The sequence below is a fragment of the Vibrio sp. 704 genome, from assembly GCF_033339295.1.
Window position 1 is genome coordinate 22,960 of the sequence record NZ_JAWOUH010000003.1, and the last position, 18,172, is coordinate 41,131.

Sequence of the window (18,172 nt, forward strand, 5' to 3'; positions counted from 1 at the left end):
CTAATTAATACTCTTAATTATAAAGTATTTATAACTTAAAGCGGTGGACCAATTCATTTTGCTGATGAGCCAAGTGGGTCAGTGATTCACTGGTTTGTGCGATACTCGACATGGCTTGGAAACTTTCATCGGCGATGCTGTTGATATCTTCAATACTGCGAGCAATGTCTGTTGATGTTTCACTTTGCTCTGCTGCTGCTTGTGAAATGTGCGTACTCATTTGGCTGATCTCAATGATTAGCGCCTGGATCTCTTCCATTGAGCTGTTCGCTTTTGACGCTTGCTCAACCGACATCTCCATATCGCTCATACAGCTTTGTATGACTTGGTTCGCCGATTGCGAGCTAGATTGCAGATTACTGATCATGGATTCAATTTCAGTGGTTGATTGAGTCGTTCTTGATGCGAGTACTCGTACTTCATCTGCCACTACCGCGAAGCCGCGACCTTGTTCACCAGCGCGAGCCGCTTCAATTGCCGCGTTCAATGCCAGTAGGTTGGTTTGCTCCGCAATGTTGCGGATCACATCAAGGATAGACCCAATTTGACCACTCATTTTTTGTAGCTCAGAAACTGCGGAGACCGATTCGTTCAAACGTGTTTCTAGTTGATTAATGGTTGAGATGTTACTGCTCATAACATTTCTGCCTTCTTCAGAGGCAGATTCGACGCGTTGCACCATTTCTAGCGAGCCTTGCGCACTTTGCGCGACTTCCTGCACTGAATGAGACATTTCTGTCATCGCGGTAGCGACGTTTGCCGTTTGTTCGCGTTGAGAGCTCAATTTAATTTGTGCTTGCGAAGAGGTGCGTTCGTTGGTTGTCGCGGTTGACGATAGGTTTTCTGACGCTTCGTTGAGTTTCACCAAGATCTCGTGAAGGTTGTCGGCGAGTGAGTTAATGTGTCCACTCACACGGCTGAATTCGTTGTTATAGCGAATGTCGATACGCTGTGTCATATCTCCTTCAGTCAGGCTTTCTAACACTTTTAGAATACGAGTCAACGGTTCGCGAACGCTTTGTGCGATGTGGTAGCCAATCGCTGTCGCGAGTAAAACGACAATAACGCCAATGATGATGGCTTTCGTTACACCTGCCGAATATATGTCACCAGCATCTGCCAATGATTCATTGAGCTTATCTGTTGCGGTTGTCGTGAATTGCTCAAGAATCGCCATGGTTGAATCCACTTTATTTGCTAGGTTGGCGATATTGTTATACAAAGCGGCGCGAGCATTGAGGTAATTATTATGTTGGTCTAGCACACCGCCACGCATACCAACGTCACGAGTAAATTGCTCTACAGATTCGCCAAAAGCTTTTTCTAGCTCAGGAAGCTGAGTCACCAACCCGCGGAATGCGTAATTCAAGTGCGTTACTGCTTTGCGGTTTTTAGCTACGGCTTGCGTAACAAACTCAGGGTTGGAACTGGCGAGGGCATCAGAGGTAATTACTTCGGCATCTTTTAACTTGATAAAGTAGCTCTTTGCCATGACTTTGACAGAAATGCTGGTTTGATCTGCCACATATTCTTTAAGACCAACCGAAAGTTCGGTATTCAGTTTTTGGAAGCGGCGTGAGGATTTTTGCACTTCTTCTTGAGCCGCAAACATTGCTTCGTAGTTGTCCATGGCCTCTAGAGCTTCTGTAAAATAGCTCTGCTCTAACGTTTTTAACTGTGAAAACGGTTCGGCAAGAGAAGGGTAGATTTGGCTTGCGGTTTTCAGTTGAGCCAATGTGGATTCGAAGCGCTGTTGAGATCTAGCAAATTCCTGACGCATTTCATCCATGCGTTGTTTATTCTCTGTCGTCAGGAAGTCTTTAAATGATTTGTCGGCAGAAAGCAGCTCAACACTGGTTTGATTAGATAACGATACCAACGGTAGGGATGATTTAGAAACCGTGCCAAATTTTCCGTGAATATCACTCATTCCTCCCATCATAATGGCAATTGTGACGGCAAATAGGATGATGATCAGTGCAAAGCCGGCATACATCCTTTTAATAACTGAACCTCGCATAAGTGAGCTTCCTCTCCCAAAAATAGACAAGCTACCCAAGTATTTTTGAATTTACTTGGGTATAAAAATAATAATTGTCTTAAAAAAGTAACAAAATTCATTGGATTGTATTCAGTTTGTGATGCGCATTTTATGACGCACACGACAAAAAAAGCTTCGTTAATTAGCATTTGATTAATAATGTTAAGTGAACACTGTTTTTATTGAGCTCCGCTTTTGGTTGGCGCATACTAATTGGGGTCTAATTACGTTTATAAAATGGAGTCCTCATGGCGGAAGAAACGATCTTTAGTAAAATTATTCGCAAGGAAATCCCTGCCGATATCCTTTATCAAGATGATTTGGTGACTGCGTTTCGCGACATTAACCCTCGCACACCAAGCCATATTCTCATTATTCCGAATAAACTGATCCCAACAACGAATGATGTAGAAGCTGAAGATGAAGCAATGATGGGGCGTTTGTTCACTGTTGCTAGAAAGTTGGCGAAAGAAGAAGGTATTGCTGAAGACGGCTATCGCCTGATCGTTAATTGTAATCCACATGGTGGCCAAGAGGTTTACCATATTCACATGCACCTACTAGGCGGCCGCCCTCTAGGTCCAATGGTATTGAGCTAAGCTTTTAAAAGTGGGTGGCGATTCACCCACTTCTTTTTCCTGTCGAATGACACATTTGTGGAGATAAATGTGAAACTAGGTGTAAAGCTGTTAGGGCTGATGAGCTGGGCTTTAATGGCCTCTGGCTGCGCGAATTTATCTGCGGGCAATCTGTTTAGTCATTACAGCAACCAGAATCAAGAAGTTTATCAAGCCGTTGTTGCAGGGGAATATGCCAAAGCAAAACAACTTCAATCAAGTGAAGTGGGTGGCGAGATACTTGGCAATTTTGAAAAAGGTCGCATCTCTTTTCTTGCTGAAGATTACCCAACAAGTTTGAATGCGCTAGAAAGCAGCGATCGTGCCGTACGTGTTCAACAAGATCGAGCGACGATATCTGTGTCAGACACGGCAACGAGCGTCGGCTCTCTCGCAGTGAACGACAATCTCCAAGATTATCATCCCGCCGATTACGAACTTGGCTTTTTGCACCTGTATCTAGGACTAAATTACTTACAGAAAAACGATTTAGAAGGAGCACTAGTTGAAGTGCGTCGAGCTAATCAAGTTCAGGAAGCGGCAAGAAATGCGCGTGAAAAAGAGCTAAAAGCAGCAGAGAAAGACCTTAACAAGCAAGGCATGTCTGCCAATTTAGGCAGTGTATTAGCGAACTACCCTGATGCTGGTAAAAAACTAAGCGCGGTACAAAATGGTTATCTGTTCTATCTTTCTGGCTTGTTATATGAAGCGTCGCGAGACTTAAACAGTGCTTATGTTGATTACCGACGAGCACTCGCTGTAATGCCAGACAACAAGCAAGTTGTAGAAAGCACCTTATACGCTGCTAAGAAGTTAGGCATGCGTGAAGACTTGCGCATGCTAGAGAAGCGGTATGGCAAAGCACCTTCTGGATTAACTCAGTCACAAGGGCGAGTCATCGTTATTGATGAGCAGGGTGTTGTTGAGGCGATGAAAGGGTGGCGTATTGATTTACCGATTTACGACAGTCGCGATAATGGCGCGATTTATTCGTTGGCGCTTCCTTATTATCAGAACCGAGGTGCTCAACGTTTTAGCGATGTTGTTTTAAATGGTCAGGTATTGCCTTCCAGTACGCTGACTGATGTTAATGCGATGGCGCAAAACGATCTTAATGAACGTCTTACTACAATAGTGATCCGTCAAGCTCTTCGTGTTTGGGCAAAAGATCGAATCCGAAAAGAGGCGGCGAAAAAAGGCGATGATGTGGGCAACATACTTTTCAATGTATGGAACACATTGACCGAACAGCCAGATACAAGAAGTTGGCAAACATTGCCAGCGCAAGTGAAAACGGCTTCAAAAATCGTGAAACCGGGAACACAAAGTTTAAACTTGGGTGATCAAACCTATCAGTTTGAAGTGCCTGCACAGCAGACTACATTGGTATGGGTATCTCGTCAGGGAGCACACTCAACCGTGTGGCATAAACAGCTAGGGAGACTGTAATGAAAGCATGGCTTGTTTGTTTAGCAATGGCTATTGGTTTAGTTGGATGCGCCGAAAACACGGCTGGTATTCGAATTGATGGCCAAACGCAAAAAGTATTCTTTAATGATAACGTTTTAGGTAGTCGCTTATTAGTTGACAACATCACCACCACTTACGTTGATGATCGCCCACGAGGAGTCGTGCAGTTGAGTAGCAATTACAAAGGTGATCAGCACATTCTTTACCGATTTTATTGGTATGACAACAATGGTTTAGAAGTGAATACCAAACCTGGTCCGTGGCGAAAAATGATTGTGCGAGGATTTGAGCAAGTCACGTTATCTGAAGTTACTGTGAATCCAAATGGCACAAAATTCCGTGTGCAAATTAGAGAAGCACAAGACGATTAATCTTAACGGCTCTGCCGAAGCTGCCGCGCTAACGATGCGCTGGTATTGAAAAACTAAGGAACTCTCATGAAAAAAAGTATTATTGCTCTTTTAGGTCTTGCCGTCATTTTAGGTGGCTGTTCTAACAAAGTCTCTTACGGCGATGCGCAAGCAACAGAAACCACGACTATCGATTTTGGCTCAACAGATTTACAAAAAATCGCGGCTGAAATGGTGGATAGCATGATGATGTCGGGCTCTGTAGCAGCAATTACTCGTGACCAACGTCCTATCGTTTTTGTTGAGCGAATTAAGAACAAAACCAGTGAACATATTGACACTGAATCCATTACTGACACGATCTCTACTAAGATGTTGAACTCAGGTAAGTTCCGCTTTGTTGATATGGATCGTGTTGAGTCTGTGCGTGAACAACTTAACTTCCAAAACACGGATGAGCTTGTTAACCAAAGCACAGCGATCCAATTTGGTAAAATGGTTGGTGCTCAATACATGCTTTACGGCAACCTATCTAGCATTGTGAAAAATGCAGGTAGCGATAAAGATGTATACTACAAGATGACCATGCGCCTAATGGACCTAGAAACAGGTTTGATTGAGTGGGCGGATGAAACTGAAATTCGTAAAGCGCAATCTAAGAGCCTATTCGGTCTTTAATCGAACAGGGTGGAGAAGTCATCAATGGCATGGTTTTCTTGGCAACAAGCAAAACAGTTAGATCCGAGTCTTAATGCTCTCGATGGCTTCTTTACGGAGCCTCCGGTAAAAGTACAAACTGTTACCGGGGGGCTAACCAACCGCTGTTGGCGGTTGGAATCTTCTCAAGGCCTTGCATACATCTGGCGACCGACCAGTCATGTCTGCAAGGCTTTTTCAATTTCTCGTTACAGTGAATATCAAGTGCTGAATGCAGTCTCTTCATTGGAAATTGGCCCCAAGCCAGTTTTTATTCATGAGCAAGGGTTGCTGGTGGAATGGATAGAAGGAGAGGCACTGACGGAGTCAGGCTTAGCACTAAGCGATTTATTATCCATTGCGGCGAAGATTCATCAATATCCGATAAGCGCAATTCCTTTGGTTCCATTTTCATATATTTCTCGCATCGATCATTATTGGCTTGAGCTTGATGGTCAGTATGTGGGTACGGAGTTTGAGGCTTTGTACATGAAGTGGCGCACGGAACCGAACGTTGCACCTGTTCCGCTTGCCCTATGTCACTTCGATCTGGGGTGTTACAACCTAGTGCGAGGGGAGAGTGGGGTGAAAGTCATTGATTGGGAGTATGCCGGGATTGCTGACCCTAGGCTAGATTTGACCTTAACTATTCAGGTCGCGAATGCGCCTGTGGAAGAAGCGGTAAAGCAGTATTGCCAAATTCGAGGTATCGAAGATGTGTCTCTTTGGCTGAGAGGTGTACACGCTTGGCAACCAAGAACCTTGGTGATGGCGATGCTCTGGTATCTACTTGCCTATAAATTGTGGGGAACTGAACAATACTTAAACAGTGCGTATGAGTTGAAAGGCTCATTGTGTATGGAAGATCACTGTTTTGAGAACTCGTGATATTTTCCCCTTTAACAGTAAGGAAATAGTGGTAGTTTTAATAAAAGTACCAGATACACACAGGGAGAGGTACACATGATTATTTACTTACACGGCTTTGACAGTACAAGCCCGGGTAACCACGAAAAAGTTCTTCAACTGCAATTTATCGACGACGACGTTCGTTTTATCAATTACAGCACCCTTCACCCAAAGCACGACATGCAACACTTGTTAAAAGAAGTGTCTAAAGTTATCGATCAATCTGATGACCCAAACCCGTTAATCTGTGGGGTAGGTTTAGGTGGTTACTGGTCTGAGCGAATTGGTTTTCTATGCGGTATCAAGCAAGTGATGTTCAACCCGAACTTGCACCCAGAAAAAACGATGGCTGGTCGAATCGATCGCCCAGAAGAGTACGAAGATATCGCAACAAAATGTGTTGATCAGTTCCGAGCGAAAAATCAAGCGCACTGCTTAGTGATTCTCTCTAAAGATGATGAAGTGCATGACAATTCGAAAACGGCAGCTGAGTTAGAAAAACACTATCAAATCATTTGGGATGAAACTCAGTCTCATAAGTTCAAAAAAATCTCTCATCATTTACAAGCGATAAAGGCATTTAAAAATACTTACTAATGTTGAGTGTAGACAGTAAAGCGGCGTTTTTATCGGCTGCTTTGCTGCGATTCCTTCTCTTGAGTATGCCGAGCCACTGTCTCTTTGAAAGGCACATTTTCTTGGTTTAACGCTTTGAATATTGTGTTCTCCTTACCGTTTTCTTACTTACCTCCTATGTAGCACGAACACCTTGTTGTAGAGTAGTCGAAAAGTAGTCAATCCGTACTCGTTACACGGATTTTGGTTGCCTTCAAAGTTGGTCTCTATATAATGAACCGGACTAAAATAATTTGATAAATATCAAAAAAAATTGAGAGCGAGTAATAAACTTGCCCAAAAACTTCTGGCGCCGTATGCGTACCAGATAAACATGCCAAACCCTGACAAGTCATTGATAGATAAAGAATCAAAGTGGGTGTTAGTTTTTTAATCCAAGTAATTGAGACACCTCTAAGAACCAAGAATTCATCGGTTGGATGGATGCCACAAATGTTTGTGAGTCATGCATCGAGCTGAACCCCATATATTCATTTTTGTAGAGGAAAATCATTGTGACACGCATTATCGTTGTAGGCGGCGGTGCAGGTGGTCTTGAGTTGGCAACTAAGCTTGGTCGAACTCTAGGTCGCAAAAACCGTGCGCAAATTACGCTAGTCGATCGAAAAGCGAGCCACTTGTGGAAGCCATTATTGCATGAGGTTGCTACAGGTTCTTTGGACGAAGGAGTAGATGCACTGAGCTATCGAGCTCATGCAAAAAACCACAGCTTCGACTTCCAAATGGGTAGTCTTCAAGACATCGACCGTGAACGTAAAGTTATCATCTTAAGTGAGCTTAAAGACGAACACGGTGAACTTCTTATGCCAAGCCGTGAGCTAGAATACGACATTCTAGTGATGGCGATTGGCTCGACATCAAACGACTTCAACACGCCTGGCGTTCGTGAAAACTGTATTTTCCTAGACAGCCCTGAGCAAGCACACCGTTTCCGTACAGAAATGAACAACGAGTTCCTAAAGCTGCACGCGAAAAACGGTAACGGTACGGTCGATATTGCGATTGTTGGTGCTGGTGCAACTGGCGTTGAACTATCAGCTGAGTTACATAATGCTGTTAAAGAGCTGCGCACTTATGGCTTCGGTGATCTTGATTCTAGCAAGTTGAACGTCAATCTGATTGAAGCAGGTGAGCGTATTTTACCAGCGTTACCTCCACGTATTTCTTCTGCTGCTCATCAAGAGTTGGTGAAGTTGGGCGTAAACGTGCGCACCGCCACTATGGTGACTAAAGCTGAAAAAGATGGCCTTACTACAAAAGATGGTGAGAAAATCCCAGCTCAAATCATGGTTTGGGCTGCAGGTATCAAAGCTCCAGACTTTATTAAAGATATCGCTGGCTTAGAAACGAACCGTATCAATCAGCTTGTAGTGAAAAACACACTACAGACAACACGAGATGATGACATCTTTGTTATTGGTGACTTAGCACAATGCACCCAGTCTGACGGTTCGTTCGTGCCGCCACGCGCTCAAGCTGCACACCAAATGGCAAGCCAGGCATTTAGTAACATCGTCGCGAAGATCAACGGGCGCGAGTTGAAAGACTATGTATATAAAGATCACGGTTCATTAGTGTCTCTAAGTCGCTTCTCAACCGTTGGTAGTCTGATGGGGAACCTAACTAAAGGGTCGATGATGGTAGAAGGCCGTATTGCTCGTGTCGTTTACATCTCATTGTATCGCATGCACCTAATGGCGTTGCATGGTGTATTCAAAACCGGTCTGATGATGCTCGTCGGCCGCATTAATCGCGTGCTGCGTCCAAACCTTAAGCTGCACTAAGGTTTTAAATCCACTCTGTGTGGATGTGTTGTATCTTAAAAAATGCAGAAGCCACCGCAAGTCGGTGGCTTTTTGTTTATGTTAGATCTGTCGGTAAAAGTGAGAACACAACGCCATCTTTAGGCTTACCCTGAAAAATAAACCGGTTTCTGGCGATGGCTTCTTTTTGTGCACCGACGGACTCAATTAAGGCTTGGCTAGCTTCGTTGTCGGGGTCACAAACAATCTCTAGTCGAGTTAAACTTAGCTTTGCGAAGCAGAATTCTGCTAAGGCTTTAACGGCTTCTTGGGCATAGCCTTGCCGTTGATAGCGGTCGGCAACCCAGTAACCAATACTCGCCATATTAAACGTATGATATAACTCATTAACCGCTGCCATTCCAACCAAAGTGTTACTTTGCCGCTCATAGATACCGAAACCAAAAGCCTCAGTTTTGACCCAGTTAAGACGGGTTGCCAACAGAAAGTCCTGCGCGGTTTTCAATGTGACGTTTTTATCACACCAGTCAAGCCATTGGTGCAGCGAAGGGGATTCTGCAAGTAATCGTTGTAGTGAATGTGCTTCTTCAGCAGGGATGAGCTTGAGCGCTAAGCGGGGCGCAATGATTTCAAAGTCTGGACTCATGAACTAATACGACTTCCATGTTGAGTGTAAGTAAATTGAAAGCTGTCTATTTATACTTGAACGCAGCTATTTTCCTTGCTCTGCGTTGGTTAGGAATAACTGAGGTATAGCAGATAAAAACAAAGCGCAGCTTTGCTGCGCTTTGTCGAACCGCTCGTGCTTATCGAACCCGACGAACTTGAATGATCATACCCATCAACGGGTTATCTAGGTAATGAGTCTCGCTGCTACGCATACGACGTTTTTGATCCATTCGATAACTCTTCAGGAATTTCTCTTCGGTTACTGTCGGCGATATTTCTGCCAAGTTACCGACTTGGACGTTACCATCTACTTCACCTAAGTCATCCGCCAATTGCTCAGTTGAGGTTGGTTCAAAACGCACCTCTCTAACACTTGGTTCGCGCAGATCTAGTGTTGTTTCGGCGAAGAGGTAATGCTGTACGTATATTTGGAATCGACCATCTAGTTCATATAAAGGACCATTGACCGTCTCTTCACTGTAACCGTCGCTGGAAAATGTTTGATTGCCATTGATTGGGCGGCCATCTGCTTGATAAGAATCAGAGAAATCTCGCCCGCCAACGATGCGGAAAATTGGGGCGCTAGATTTACCTCGGTCACCTTGACGCCAGGCTACGTGTTTAAGCACTTTAAAGCCGGCATGATTATTTAGTGCCGCTTCTTGCGCGTTGAGACGGAAAGAAGAACTTGGCAAAAGTGTCACGCCTTTAGAGCGGCGGTAGGATTCACTCTCTAGGCTACCGACATTTTCCATATCGATTTTTGGCAGTTGATTCGGCCAAGATTCTGTTGTGCTTTCAGCGTCGACTGCTCGCTTGAAAATGATCACTTCAATATCAAATTGGCGCTGTGCCCAAGAGGGCATTGAGACACATAGAAGCAATAATGGGATCAGTATTCTCATTCGACTATTAGCTCGTTGGTAATAAATTCTGTTTAAAATCATTCAGTAAGTCTTGAACAAACTGAATGCGTTTACGTCGGTCCACCAATGGTACGCTAAACTTGAACTTAGTTGGACCTTCCATTGCAAATTTTTGCGGCTGTGATTGCAGCAGTTTAACTAAATACGCTGGATTTATGTCAGCATCAGGGTAAAACTCGATAAATCCACCTTTATCATGGGCTTCTATCTTTTTCGCTTTTAAACTACCAGCCGAAATTTTCAATTCTGAGACGGCAAGTAAGTTCTTTGTTGCGTCTGGAAGCAAACCAAAGCGATCAATCAGTTCCACTTTTAGCTCTGATAGTTCATCACTGCTTGTGACACTCGCAATGCGTTTGTACATCGACAGTCGTGTGTTTACATCCGGAATGTAATCATCTGGTAAGAGCGCTGGGATTCGCATTTCCACTTCAGTTTGCTCACGAAGCAGCTCATCCAAAGATGGCTCCTTGCCTTCTTTTAATGCTTGCACTGCTTGTTCCAGCATTTCCATATAAAGTGTAAAACCAACGGATTGAATTTGCCCACTTTGCTCATCACCAAGCAGCTCACCAGCACCACGGATTTCTAAATCGTGGGTTGCTAACGTAAAGCCAGCACCTAAGTCTTCCAGTGAAGCAATCGCATCAAGACGCTTGATGGCATCTTTGGTCATGGCTTTTGGATGTGGCGTTAATAAGTAAGCATAGGCCTGATGGTGCGAACGTCCAACACGGCCACGCAATTGATGCAACTGCGCCAAGCCAAGATTGTCCGCACGATCCATGATTATGGTATTTGCCGTTGGTACGTCGATACCGGTTTCGATGATGGTTGTACACACCAACACATTAAAGCGCTGATGGTAGAAGTCATTCATGATTCGCTCAAGTTCGCGCTCGCGCATTTGACCATGAGCCACGGTAATACGTGCCTCTGGGATGAGTTTCTGTAAGTCTTCTGCCGTTTTTTCAATGGTTTCAACCTGATTGTGCAGGAAGTAAACCTGACCACCACGCATAATTTCACGCAGTACCGCTTCACGGACCACTGGCTCTTCTTTTTGTCGAACAAAGGTTTTAATGGCTAAACGGCGTGCAGGAGGTGTCGCGATGATCGACAGGTCTCGCATGCCACTCATTGCCATATTCAGTGTGCGTGGAATTGGTGTTGCGGTGAGGGTAAGAATGTCCACATCCGCACGCATTGCTTTGACTTTTTCTTTTTGACGAACCCCGAAGCGGTGTTCCTCATCAACGATCAACAAACCTAAATCTTTGAATTTAATGTCGCTCGAAAGCAGCTTATGCGTACCAACGACAATGTCTACTTTACCATCGGCAACGTCTTGCAGAATGACTTTTTGTTCTTTGGCAGATTTAAAACGAGACAGTACTTCAACTCGGATTGGTAAGTTGGCAAAACGGTCACGGAAGTTTTCGAAATGCTGCTGAGCAAGCAAGGTTGTTGGTACGAGTACGGCGACCTGTTTACTGTTATCCGTTGCGACAAATGCTGCGCGCATAGCGACTTCCGTTTTACCAAAGCCCACGTCACCACACACTAAGCGATCCATCGCTTTTGCCTGGCACATGTCTGACAATACGGCATTGATGGCCATCGCTTGGTCATCTGTTTCTTCAAACGGGAATGTTGCTTTAAATGTTGCGTATTGCCCACGATCTAGCTCAAATTTGAAGCCAGGTTTTAATTCTCGTTTAGCATACACATCCAGCAATTCTGCTGCGACATCACGCACTTTTTCTGCCGCTTTACGACGTGCTTTTGCCCACGCTTCACCACCTAATTTATGCAGTGGCGCACTCTCTTCAGCGCCGCCAGAATAACGGCTGATAAGATTCAGTGATGAAACTGGCACGTAGAGCTTGGCATCGTTTTGATACTCAAGGGTGACGTATTCCGTTTTCATGCCACCGGCTTCAAGTGTTTGTAAACCGATGTAGCGGCCAATACCGTGATCAATATGAACCACAGGTTGACCGGGTTTTAGTTCCGCAAGATGGCGAATAACGGTGTCACTGTTGACGGCTTTTTTATCTTTGCGGCGTCGCTGGATAACACGGTCACCGAGTAGATCACTTTCACAGATCAGAGCGAAGTTCAGCTCTTCGTGAATGAAACCATGCTCTGCTGCGCCTAAGATCAAGCTGAATCGATCACCCGAGTCTAGAGCTTGGTAAAGTGAGCCATGTACGACCGGCCGAACTTTGATGCCTTGCAACAGCTCCGTTAGTGCTTCACGACGACCTTCTGACTCTACCGAGAAAACGATTTTGCCGCTGAATTGCTCACTAAACTGACGAAGGCGCGAGAGCGGCTCTTTATTTTGTTGTTGAACGCCAAGCTCGGCTAACGATTGTACTGGTAGGTTTTGACGACCGGCACGCTTAACCACTTTATCTAGGCTCAATTGAGCGATAGGGAGCTGTTTTAGTTGACTGAAAAGTTCGTCTTTTTTCAACCAAAGCTGTTCAGGAGTCAAAAGAGGACGCAGCGGATCAACTTTTTTCTGGTCGTATCGATATTCGACATCGGTTAAGAAAGTATCGACCGCAGATTCGATATCACCATATGTGATGACTTGAGAGTCTTCTGGCAAATATTCAAATAAAGTCTCGGTATGGTCAAAAAACAGCGGCTGCCAATACTCAATACCAGCGGGCCACGTGCCTTTGGTCACTTGCATGTAGATTGATTCAGGCTCGCGGCGTGCGTCGAACTGGGTGCGCCAACGTGTACGGAAATCTTCAATCGCTTCTTTAGTGGTTGGGAACTCATGTGCAGGCAGCAATTGGATTTGCTGAATATCGTCGATAGAGCGTTGGTTCTCTGGATCAAACGTGCGAATGGTATCTATTTCATCATCAAAGAAGTCGATGCGGTACGGGTCATTGCTGCCCATAGGAAAGAGATCCAGAATAGACCCACGACTTGCATATTCACCTGGCCCAAATACTTGATCTACATGGCGGTAGCCTGAATTTTCAAGTTGTACACGTAACTTCTCTAGCGAGAGCCGATCACCAGTTTTCACCATTAAAGTGTGTTGCAACAGAAAATCACGTGGCGATTGGCGTTGCAATACTGTACTGACCGGGACGATGGTTATGCCATCACGTTGACTTGGCAGTTGGTATAGGCGTGCGATACGTTCAGAGATGATTTCTTGATGCGGAGAAAAGTTATCGTAAGGCAGCGTTTCCCAGTCGGGGAACAGGCTTACCGTTTGGTCGGTGAATTGCTCAATCTCTGCCTGAAGCTTTAAAGCGATTTGCGGGTCAGGCACAACGAGTAGCGAGTGACTCGAATGCTGCTTGGCCAGCTCTGCAATGGCTAGAGGTAGAGCTGCGCCCAGCAAATTACCTAGCTGTTTTTTGTCGCCACGCTCTGAAGGGTTGGTGACGGAAAGAATCGTTGCTTTTGTCATAGGAATTATTTTTTATCTCGCTCCATCGAGCGCTGACGTAAAAGTTTTTGTTGTTGATACAGTGCCGCCTTTATCAGTAAATCTTGATCAGATTCTCGGAGCATCTTGTATCTAAGCGTGATAATGAAATCTTGCTCTGAAGCATCACATTCTTCTACTTGAGCGTAACAGTAAATCGCCGCAGCAGGGTGATCGAGGAACAGTTTAACACGAACGAGTTGTTGAGTAGTTAACGCTGTATCTGAGCGGAAACTGAGTTGACTAGCACCAAACTGCGTCGTTTGATATCGAATGGAGGCGTCATCTTGTTGTGAAAGCATAAAGCTCAACAAGAGGTTAAGTTTCGCGTTTTGCGTATCAAGCAAGTTGATCACATGCTTTAACTCTTTGTTTTTCAGCTCTAGACGCGCGTTGTCTGCCAACATATCTAAGTGACTAAATTCACTGGCGACAATAAATGGTGCTGGAATTTCGGAGGCAAATGTTTCTTCATCTGGCAAAGCAAAGTCCGCACTCAACGTTTCGACGTTGATGGTGAGGTTATGATGGACGGTAAAGTATTCTTGCTCTGTCATATAGTCGACCCTTTTGCCAGTGAGCGCTCTCTGTTCACTCAACAAACAAAGAGAAATAGGGCACTGATTATCGCTAACTGAATGAAGTTATCAAGTTTAGCTGATTTGTCCTTGAACTTTTTGCCCTAAATACAGACTTATTGCATGTCGTTGACAAATTTAGCGATTCTCTTGTCTTCTTAATGAGAAGAGTAAGGTAAGATAATCCGCTAAAGCTTTATATCAAAACAACCAGTTGGTTTGTCTTATATGTATCATCCTATCTCATTGTTTATTGGCTTAAGGTATCTTCGGGGACGCTCTGGAGATAGGTTCAGCCGATTTGTTTCTTATATGTCGACGGCGGGTATTACGATCGGTGTAATGGCGTTGGTGACGGTTCTTTCTGTGATGAACGGGTTTGAATCGCAGTTAAAAGAACGCATTTTAGGTGTGCTACCTCATGCCGTTGTTTCGCAACACGATGGAAAAACGCCTATGACCGAGTCTGCCCCTCCATTTGTTCAAGCGATGTCGAGTGAATCTCAGCCGGAGCCTATCGTTAGAGGAGAGGCTGTTATTCAGAGTTCTGCACAGCTGACGGCTGGTTACCTCATCGGTATTGAACCTAAGAAAGGCGATCCGATTAGCAACCATTTGATTGCCGGACGATTATCGTCACTTCAAGCAGGTGACTACAATGTATTTTTGGGTCACAGTTTGGCGCGTTCACTAAAGGTCTCAATCGGGGATAAAGTGCGCTTGATGGTGACCAACGCAACGCAGTTTACCCCACTTGGCCGTATTCCTAGCCAGCGAAACTTTACTGTCTCAGGCATTTTCAATACGGGATCGGACGTTGATGGTCAATTAATGATTGTGAACATGACGGATGCATCTAAGCTGATGCGTTTCCCTAAAGACACGGTTTCTGGTTGGCGTGTCTTTTTCTCTGACCCATTTATGGTGACGGATTTTGCTGACCAACCCATGCCTGATGGATGGGAATGGAGTGATTGGCGCGAACAGCGTGGTGAGCTTTTCCAAGCGGTGAAAATGGAAAAGAACATGATGGGACTTATGCTAGGTCTAATTGTGGGTGTCGCTGCATTCAATATTATCTCCGCTTTAATCATGGTGGTAATGGAGAAGCAATCAGAAGTCGCAATATTGAAAACTCAAGGCATGACTCAATCTCAAGTGATGACCATTTTCATGGTGCAAGGTGCAAGCAGTGGTGTAATTGGCGCGATTGTTGGTGGCGCTGCGGGCGTGATCTTGTCACTTAATCTAAATGCGATTCTTGAATCTGCTGGTGTGGCGCTATTCAGCTTTGGTGGTCATCTACCCATCTTGATTGATTCACTGCAAATTCTTTTAGTGGTGGTATTGGCGATTGCTCTTAGCCTTGCTGCTACGCTTTATCCTTCTTATCGAGCATCTTCTGTTAAACCTGCTGAGGCACTTCGCTATGAATAAGCTATTAGAATGTCGTGATATTCGTAAAGTCTACCGAGAGGGTTCGTTAGATACGGAAGTGTTGAAAGGCGTAAGTTTCGATATCGACAAAGGGGAGTTGGTTTCTATTGTTGGCTCTTCTGGTTCGGGAAAAAGTACCTTATTGCATATTTTAGGTGCGTTAGATGACGCAACTCATGGTGAAGTTGATTTTCTAGGGCAAAACCTATCAGCTTTGAGCTCGAACAAACAGGCTGCATTACGCAACAAGCACCTTGGTTTTGTATACCAGTTTCATCACTTGTTGGCTGACTTTACTGCGCTTGAAAATGTGGCGATGCCACTGATGATTGGCGGTGCTAAAGTAGCGGATGCAAAACAGGCGGCTAAAGCGCTGTTAGATAAAGTTGGTTTGAGTCATCGGATGCAACATAGACCCTCCGAGTTATCGGGCGGTGAGCGTCAGCGTGTTGCGATTGCGCGTGCATTGGTGAATAAACCTGATCTGGTCTTGGCTGATGAACCTACGGGGAACTTAGATCACAATACGGCACTGTCTATCTATGATTTGATGCGCGAGCTCAATAAAGAGTCAAACATTGCATTTTTGGTTGTCACGCATGACAAAGAGCTGGCAGCAAAAATGGATCGTCAAATGCACATGCAAGATGGTTTGCTCGTAGATCGTTTTGTGACTGATACAGCATCTGCGGAGGGCTAGTTTTGTTTACCTCTTTAGCTTTGATGATTGGTGGTCGCTTCAGTCGAGCGAAAAAGCGCAACAAGATGGTGTCTTTCATATCGCTTTCTTCAACCATTGGTATTGCGGTTGGCGTTGCTGTGATCATTATCGGTTTGTCTGCAATGAATGGCTTTGAGCGCGAGCTGCAATCGCGTGTGTTGTCTGTGATCCCACACGGCGAGTTAGAAGGTGTTAATGGACCACTTCATGACTACACCAAAACGATGAATCAAGCTCTAAAACATGAACATGTTGTTGCGGCAGCACCGTATGTTCGTTTTACGGGCTTGGCAGAAAAAGGCAGTAAGCTAAAAGCGATAGAAGTTCGTGGCGTAGAGCCTACTTTCGAGCAAGCGGTGTCGAGCTTATCGAATTTTATTGACCAAGCAGCTTGGCAAAACTTTTATGCCGGTCAGCAGCAAGTGATCTTAGGCCGAGGTGTAGCAAACGAGCTAAATGTCGCCGTGGGGGATTACGTTACGTTGATGATTCCGCAAACAGGCGGCGCAAATAAAGTGCAGGCTCCTAAGCGTGTGCGCGTGAAGGTGTCAGGGTTCTTAACGTTGAATGGCCAAATAGACCACTCTCTAGCGTTAGTACCATTAGCGGATGCTCAGCAATATGCGAGATTAGGGGAAGGGGTCACTGGCATTTCACTAAAAACGGACGATGTTCTCAATGCGCCTTCTATTGTTCGCGAGGTTGGTAGCATGGTTGATGTTTATGTGTATTTGAAAAGCTGGCAGCAAAAGTTTGGTTTTTTGTATCGCGATATTCAGCTCGTGCGCACCATTATGTACTTGGTGATGGTACTGGTGATTGGCGTGGCATGTTTTAATATTGTGTCTACGTTGATGATGGCAGTGAAAGACCGAGCGGCGGAAATTGCAATTTTGCGAACAATGGGAGCAAAAGATAGCCTAATCAAACGGATCTTTGTTTGGCAAGGTGTATTCTCTGGTGTACTTGGCAGTCTCGTCGGCAGTGTTATCGGTGTCTTAGTGGCGTTAAATCTGACCCCGTTAATTAAAGGGTTAGAGAGCTTAATTGGTCATCAGTTTTTATCGGGCGATATTTACTTCGTCGACTTCTTACCATCACAACTACACTGGCCAGATGTGGCATTGGTGTCAGTGACGGCGATAGTGCTTAGTTTACTTGCGACGTGGTATCCCGCTTCTCGTGCCGCAAGGTTGAATCCGGCGGCTGTACTGAGTTCTAAATAGCTGATTGTTTTACAATATGCGAAAAACAAAAAGGACCGAATTCGGTCCTTTTTTTGTATTTATCCGACTTGAGTAACATCGCGTTTCATTCTAACTGTTAGATGCCCCTCAACTGATAGCTCAAATGCTGATTTTTACGCAGTAAGGTCTTATCTTATTTTGCGTTTTTGCCAGCTCCGTACCACGGAGTAGCGCCAAAGCCCTCGAATTCCGAAGTAGCCAATAATCGCGGATACAACCCCACAAATTGCGCAGCCCAATAGAAATGGAGGTCCAATGGTGCTCATTTGCTGCATGATGAATTCCCACGATAGTTCAAAGTGAAAAGGTTGCGGGGGAAGACGCATCACTAGAGCACCTAGCTTGTACGCAAAGTAAAATAGCACAGGCATAGTGATAGGATTGCTGATCCATACCAAAGCGACGGAGAGGGGCAGATTGACACCCAACATAATGGCCAAACCAGCGGCCATGATCATTTGGCTCGGCAGCGGAACAAAAGCCATAAATAACCCGACAGCAAAAGCCCCTGATGCCGAGCGGCGGTTTAAGCACCACAAGTTTGGGTTGTACAACACATTGCCGAAGACCTTCAATGCTTTTTGGCGTTTGATCAATTCATGATCTGGCATGAAGCGTTTTATCAGCTTTCTAGGCATAGGACAGC

At 44.9% G+C, this 18,172-nt stretch carries 16 protein-coding genes; 10 read left to right on the plus strand and 6 right to left on the minus strand.

Annotated elements, in window-relative coordinates; genetic code table 11:
- Window positions 1-28 precede the first annotated feature (28 nt).
- A complete protein-coding gene (locus R7R24_RS06165; protein WP_005378474.1) occupies window positions 29-2,020 on the minus strand; it encodes a methyl-accepting chemotaxis protein in 1,992 nt (663 codons plus the stop codon).
- A 269-nt stretch (window positions 2,021-2,289) separates the two neighbouring features.
- Between R7R24_RS06165 and hinT the strand changes: the two genes are divergently transcribed.
- From hinT to R7R24_RS06200, 7 genes are all read left to right on the plus strand, one after another.
- Window positions 2,290-2,640, plus strand: coding sequence for a purine nucleoside phosphoramidase (hinT, locus tag R7R24_RS06170; protein WP_005378473.1), 351 nt, complete (start codon window positions 2,290-2,292; stop codon window positions 2,638-2,640).
- A gap of 69 nt (window positions 2,641-2,709) precedes the next feature.
- A complete protein-coding gene (locus R7R24_RS06175; RefSeq protein ID WP_005378471.1) occupies window positions 2,710-4,107 on the plus strand; it encodes a COG3014 family protein in 1,398 nt (465 codons plus the stop codon).
- Window positions 4,107-4,499: a YcfL family protein gene (locus tag R7R24_RS06180; RefSeq protein ID WP_005378469.1), complete on the plus strand. Its 393-nt coding sequence runs from the start codon at window positions 4,107-4,109 to the stop codon at window positions 4,497-4,499. Before R7R24_RS06175 ends, R7R24_RS06180 begins: the two co-directional genes overlap by 1 nt.
- A gap of 66 nt (window positions 4,500-4,565) precedes the next feature.
- Window positions 4,566-5,156, plus strand: coding sequence for a penicillin-binding protein activator LpoB (gene lpoB, locus R7R24_RS06185; protein WP_005378467.1), 591 nt, complete (start codon window positions 4,566-4,568; stop codon window positions 5,154-5,156).
- Window positions 5,157-5,180: 24 nt separating this feature from the next.
- A complete protein-coding gene (thiK, locus tag R7R24_RS06190) occupies window positions 5,181-6,062 on the plus strand; it encodes a thiamine kinase (protein ID WP_206946651.1) in 882 nt (293 codons plus the stop codon).
- A 75-nt stretch (window positions 6,063-6,137) separates the two neighbouring features.
- Window positions 6,138-6,680 carry an alpha/beta hydrolase YcfP gene (gene ycfP / locus R7R24_RS06195; protein ID WP_005378464.1) on the plus strand — a complete coding sequence of 181 codons (543 nt, stop codon included), beginning with the start codon at window positions 6,138-6,140 and terminating at the stop codon, window positions 6,678-6,680.
- Window positions 6,681-7,213: 533 nt separating this feature from the next.
- The gene (locus tag R7R24_RS06200; RefSeq protein WP_005378463.1) at window positions 7,214-8,503 is read left to right on the plus strand and encodes an NAD(P)/FAD-dependent oxidoreductase; all 1,290 of its coding nucleotides are present in this window, start codon (window positions 7,214-7,216) and stop codon (window positions 8,501-8,503) included.
- A gap of 76 nt (window positions 8,504-8,579) precedes the next feature.
- Here R7R24_RS06200 and R7R24_RS06205 read toward each other — a convergent pair whose 3' ends face one another.
- The 4 genes from R7R24_RS06205 to R7R24_RS06220 all read right to left on the minus strand — a co-directional run bounded on the left by R7R24_RS06205 (window position 8,580) and on the right by R7R24_RS06220 (window position 14,100).
- Window positions 8,580-9,128, minus strand: a complete 549-nt coding sequence (locus R7R24_RS06205) for a GNAT family N-acetyltransferase (RefSeq protein WP_005387823.1) — start codon at window positions 9,126-9,128, stop codon at window positions 8,580-8,582.
- Between the two features lie 160 nt (window positions 9,129-9,288).
- Entirely contained in the window at window positions 9,289-10,056 is a 768-nt protein-coding gene (locus tag R7R24_RS06210; protein ID WP_021707672.1) for a peptidoglycan binding protein CsiV, read from the minus strand.
- A gap of 7 nt (window positions 10,057-10,063) precedes the next feature.
- Window positions 10,064-13,525: a transcription-repair coupling factor gene (mfd, locus tag R7R24_RS06215; protein ID WP_206946649.1), complete on the minus strand. Its 3,462-nt coding sequence runs from the start codon at window positions 13,523-13,525 to the stop codon at window positions 10,064-10,066.
- 5 nt (window positions 13,526-13,530) lie between these two features.
- Window positions 13,531-14,100: a hypothetical protein gene (locus tag R7R24_RS06220; protein WP_017634743.1), complete on the minus strand. Its 570-nt coding sequence runs from the start codon at window positions 14,098-14,100 to the stop codon at window positions 13,531-13,533.
- Between the two features lie 249 nt (window positions 14,101-14,349).
- Here R7R24_RS06220 and lolC point away from each other — a divergent pair, with 249 nt between their 5' ends.
- From lolC to lolE, 3 genes are read left to right on the plus strand one after another with little or no spacing between them, the layout of a single operon-like run.
- Window positions 14,350-15,558, plus strand: coding sequence for a lipoprotein-releasing ABC transporter permease subunit LolC (gene lolC, locus R7R24_RS06225; RefSeq protein ID WP_031778997.1), 1,209 nt, complete (start codon window positions 14,350-14,352; stop codon window positions 15,556-15,558).
- Window positions 15,551-16,258: a lipoprotein-releasing ABC transporter ATP-binding protein LolD gene (gene lolD, locus R7R24_RS06230; RefSeq protein WP_005378457.1), complete on the plus strand. Its 708-nt coding sequence runs from the start codon at window positions 15,551-15,553 to the stop codon at window positions 16,256-16,258. Before lolC ends, lolD begins: the two co-directional genes overlap by 8 nt.
- A 2-nt stretch (window positions 16,259-16,260) precedes the next feature.
- Window positions 16,261-17,505 carry a lipoprotein-releasing ABC transporter permease subunit LolE gene (lolE, locus tag R7R24_RS06235; protein WP_191115697.1) on the plus strand — a complete coding sequence of 415 codons (1,245 nt, stop codon included), beginning with the start codon at window positions 16,261-16,263 and terminating at the stop codon, window positions 17,503-17,505.
- A gap of 149 nt (window positions 17,506-17,654) precedes the next feature.
- On the opposite strand, the gene R7R24_RS06240 is transcribed toward lolE, so the two are convergent.
- On the minus strand, window positions 17,655-18,164 hold the full coding sequence (locus R7R24_RS06240) for a DUF2062 domain-containing protein (protein WP_005387834.1): 510 nt from the start codon (window positions 18,162-18,164) through the stop codon (window positions 17,655-17,657).
- Window positions 18,165-18,172: the final 8 nt, after the last annotated feature.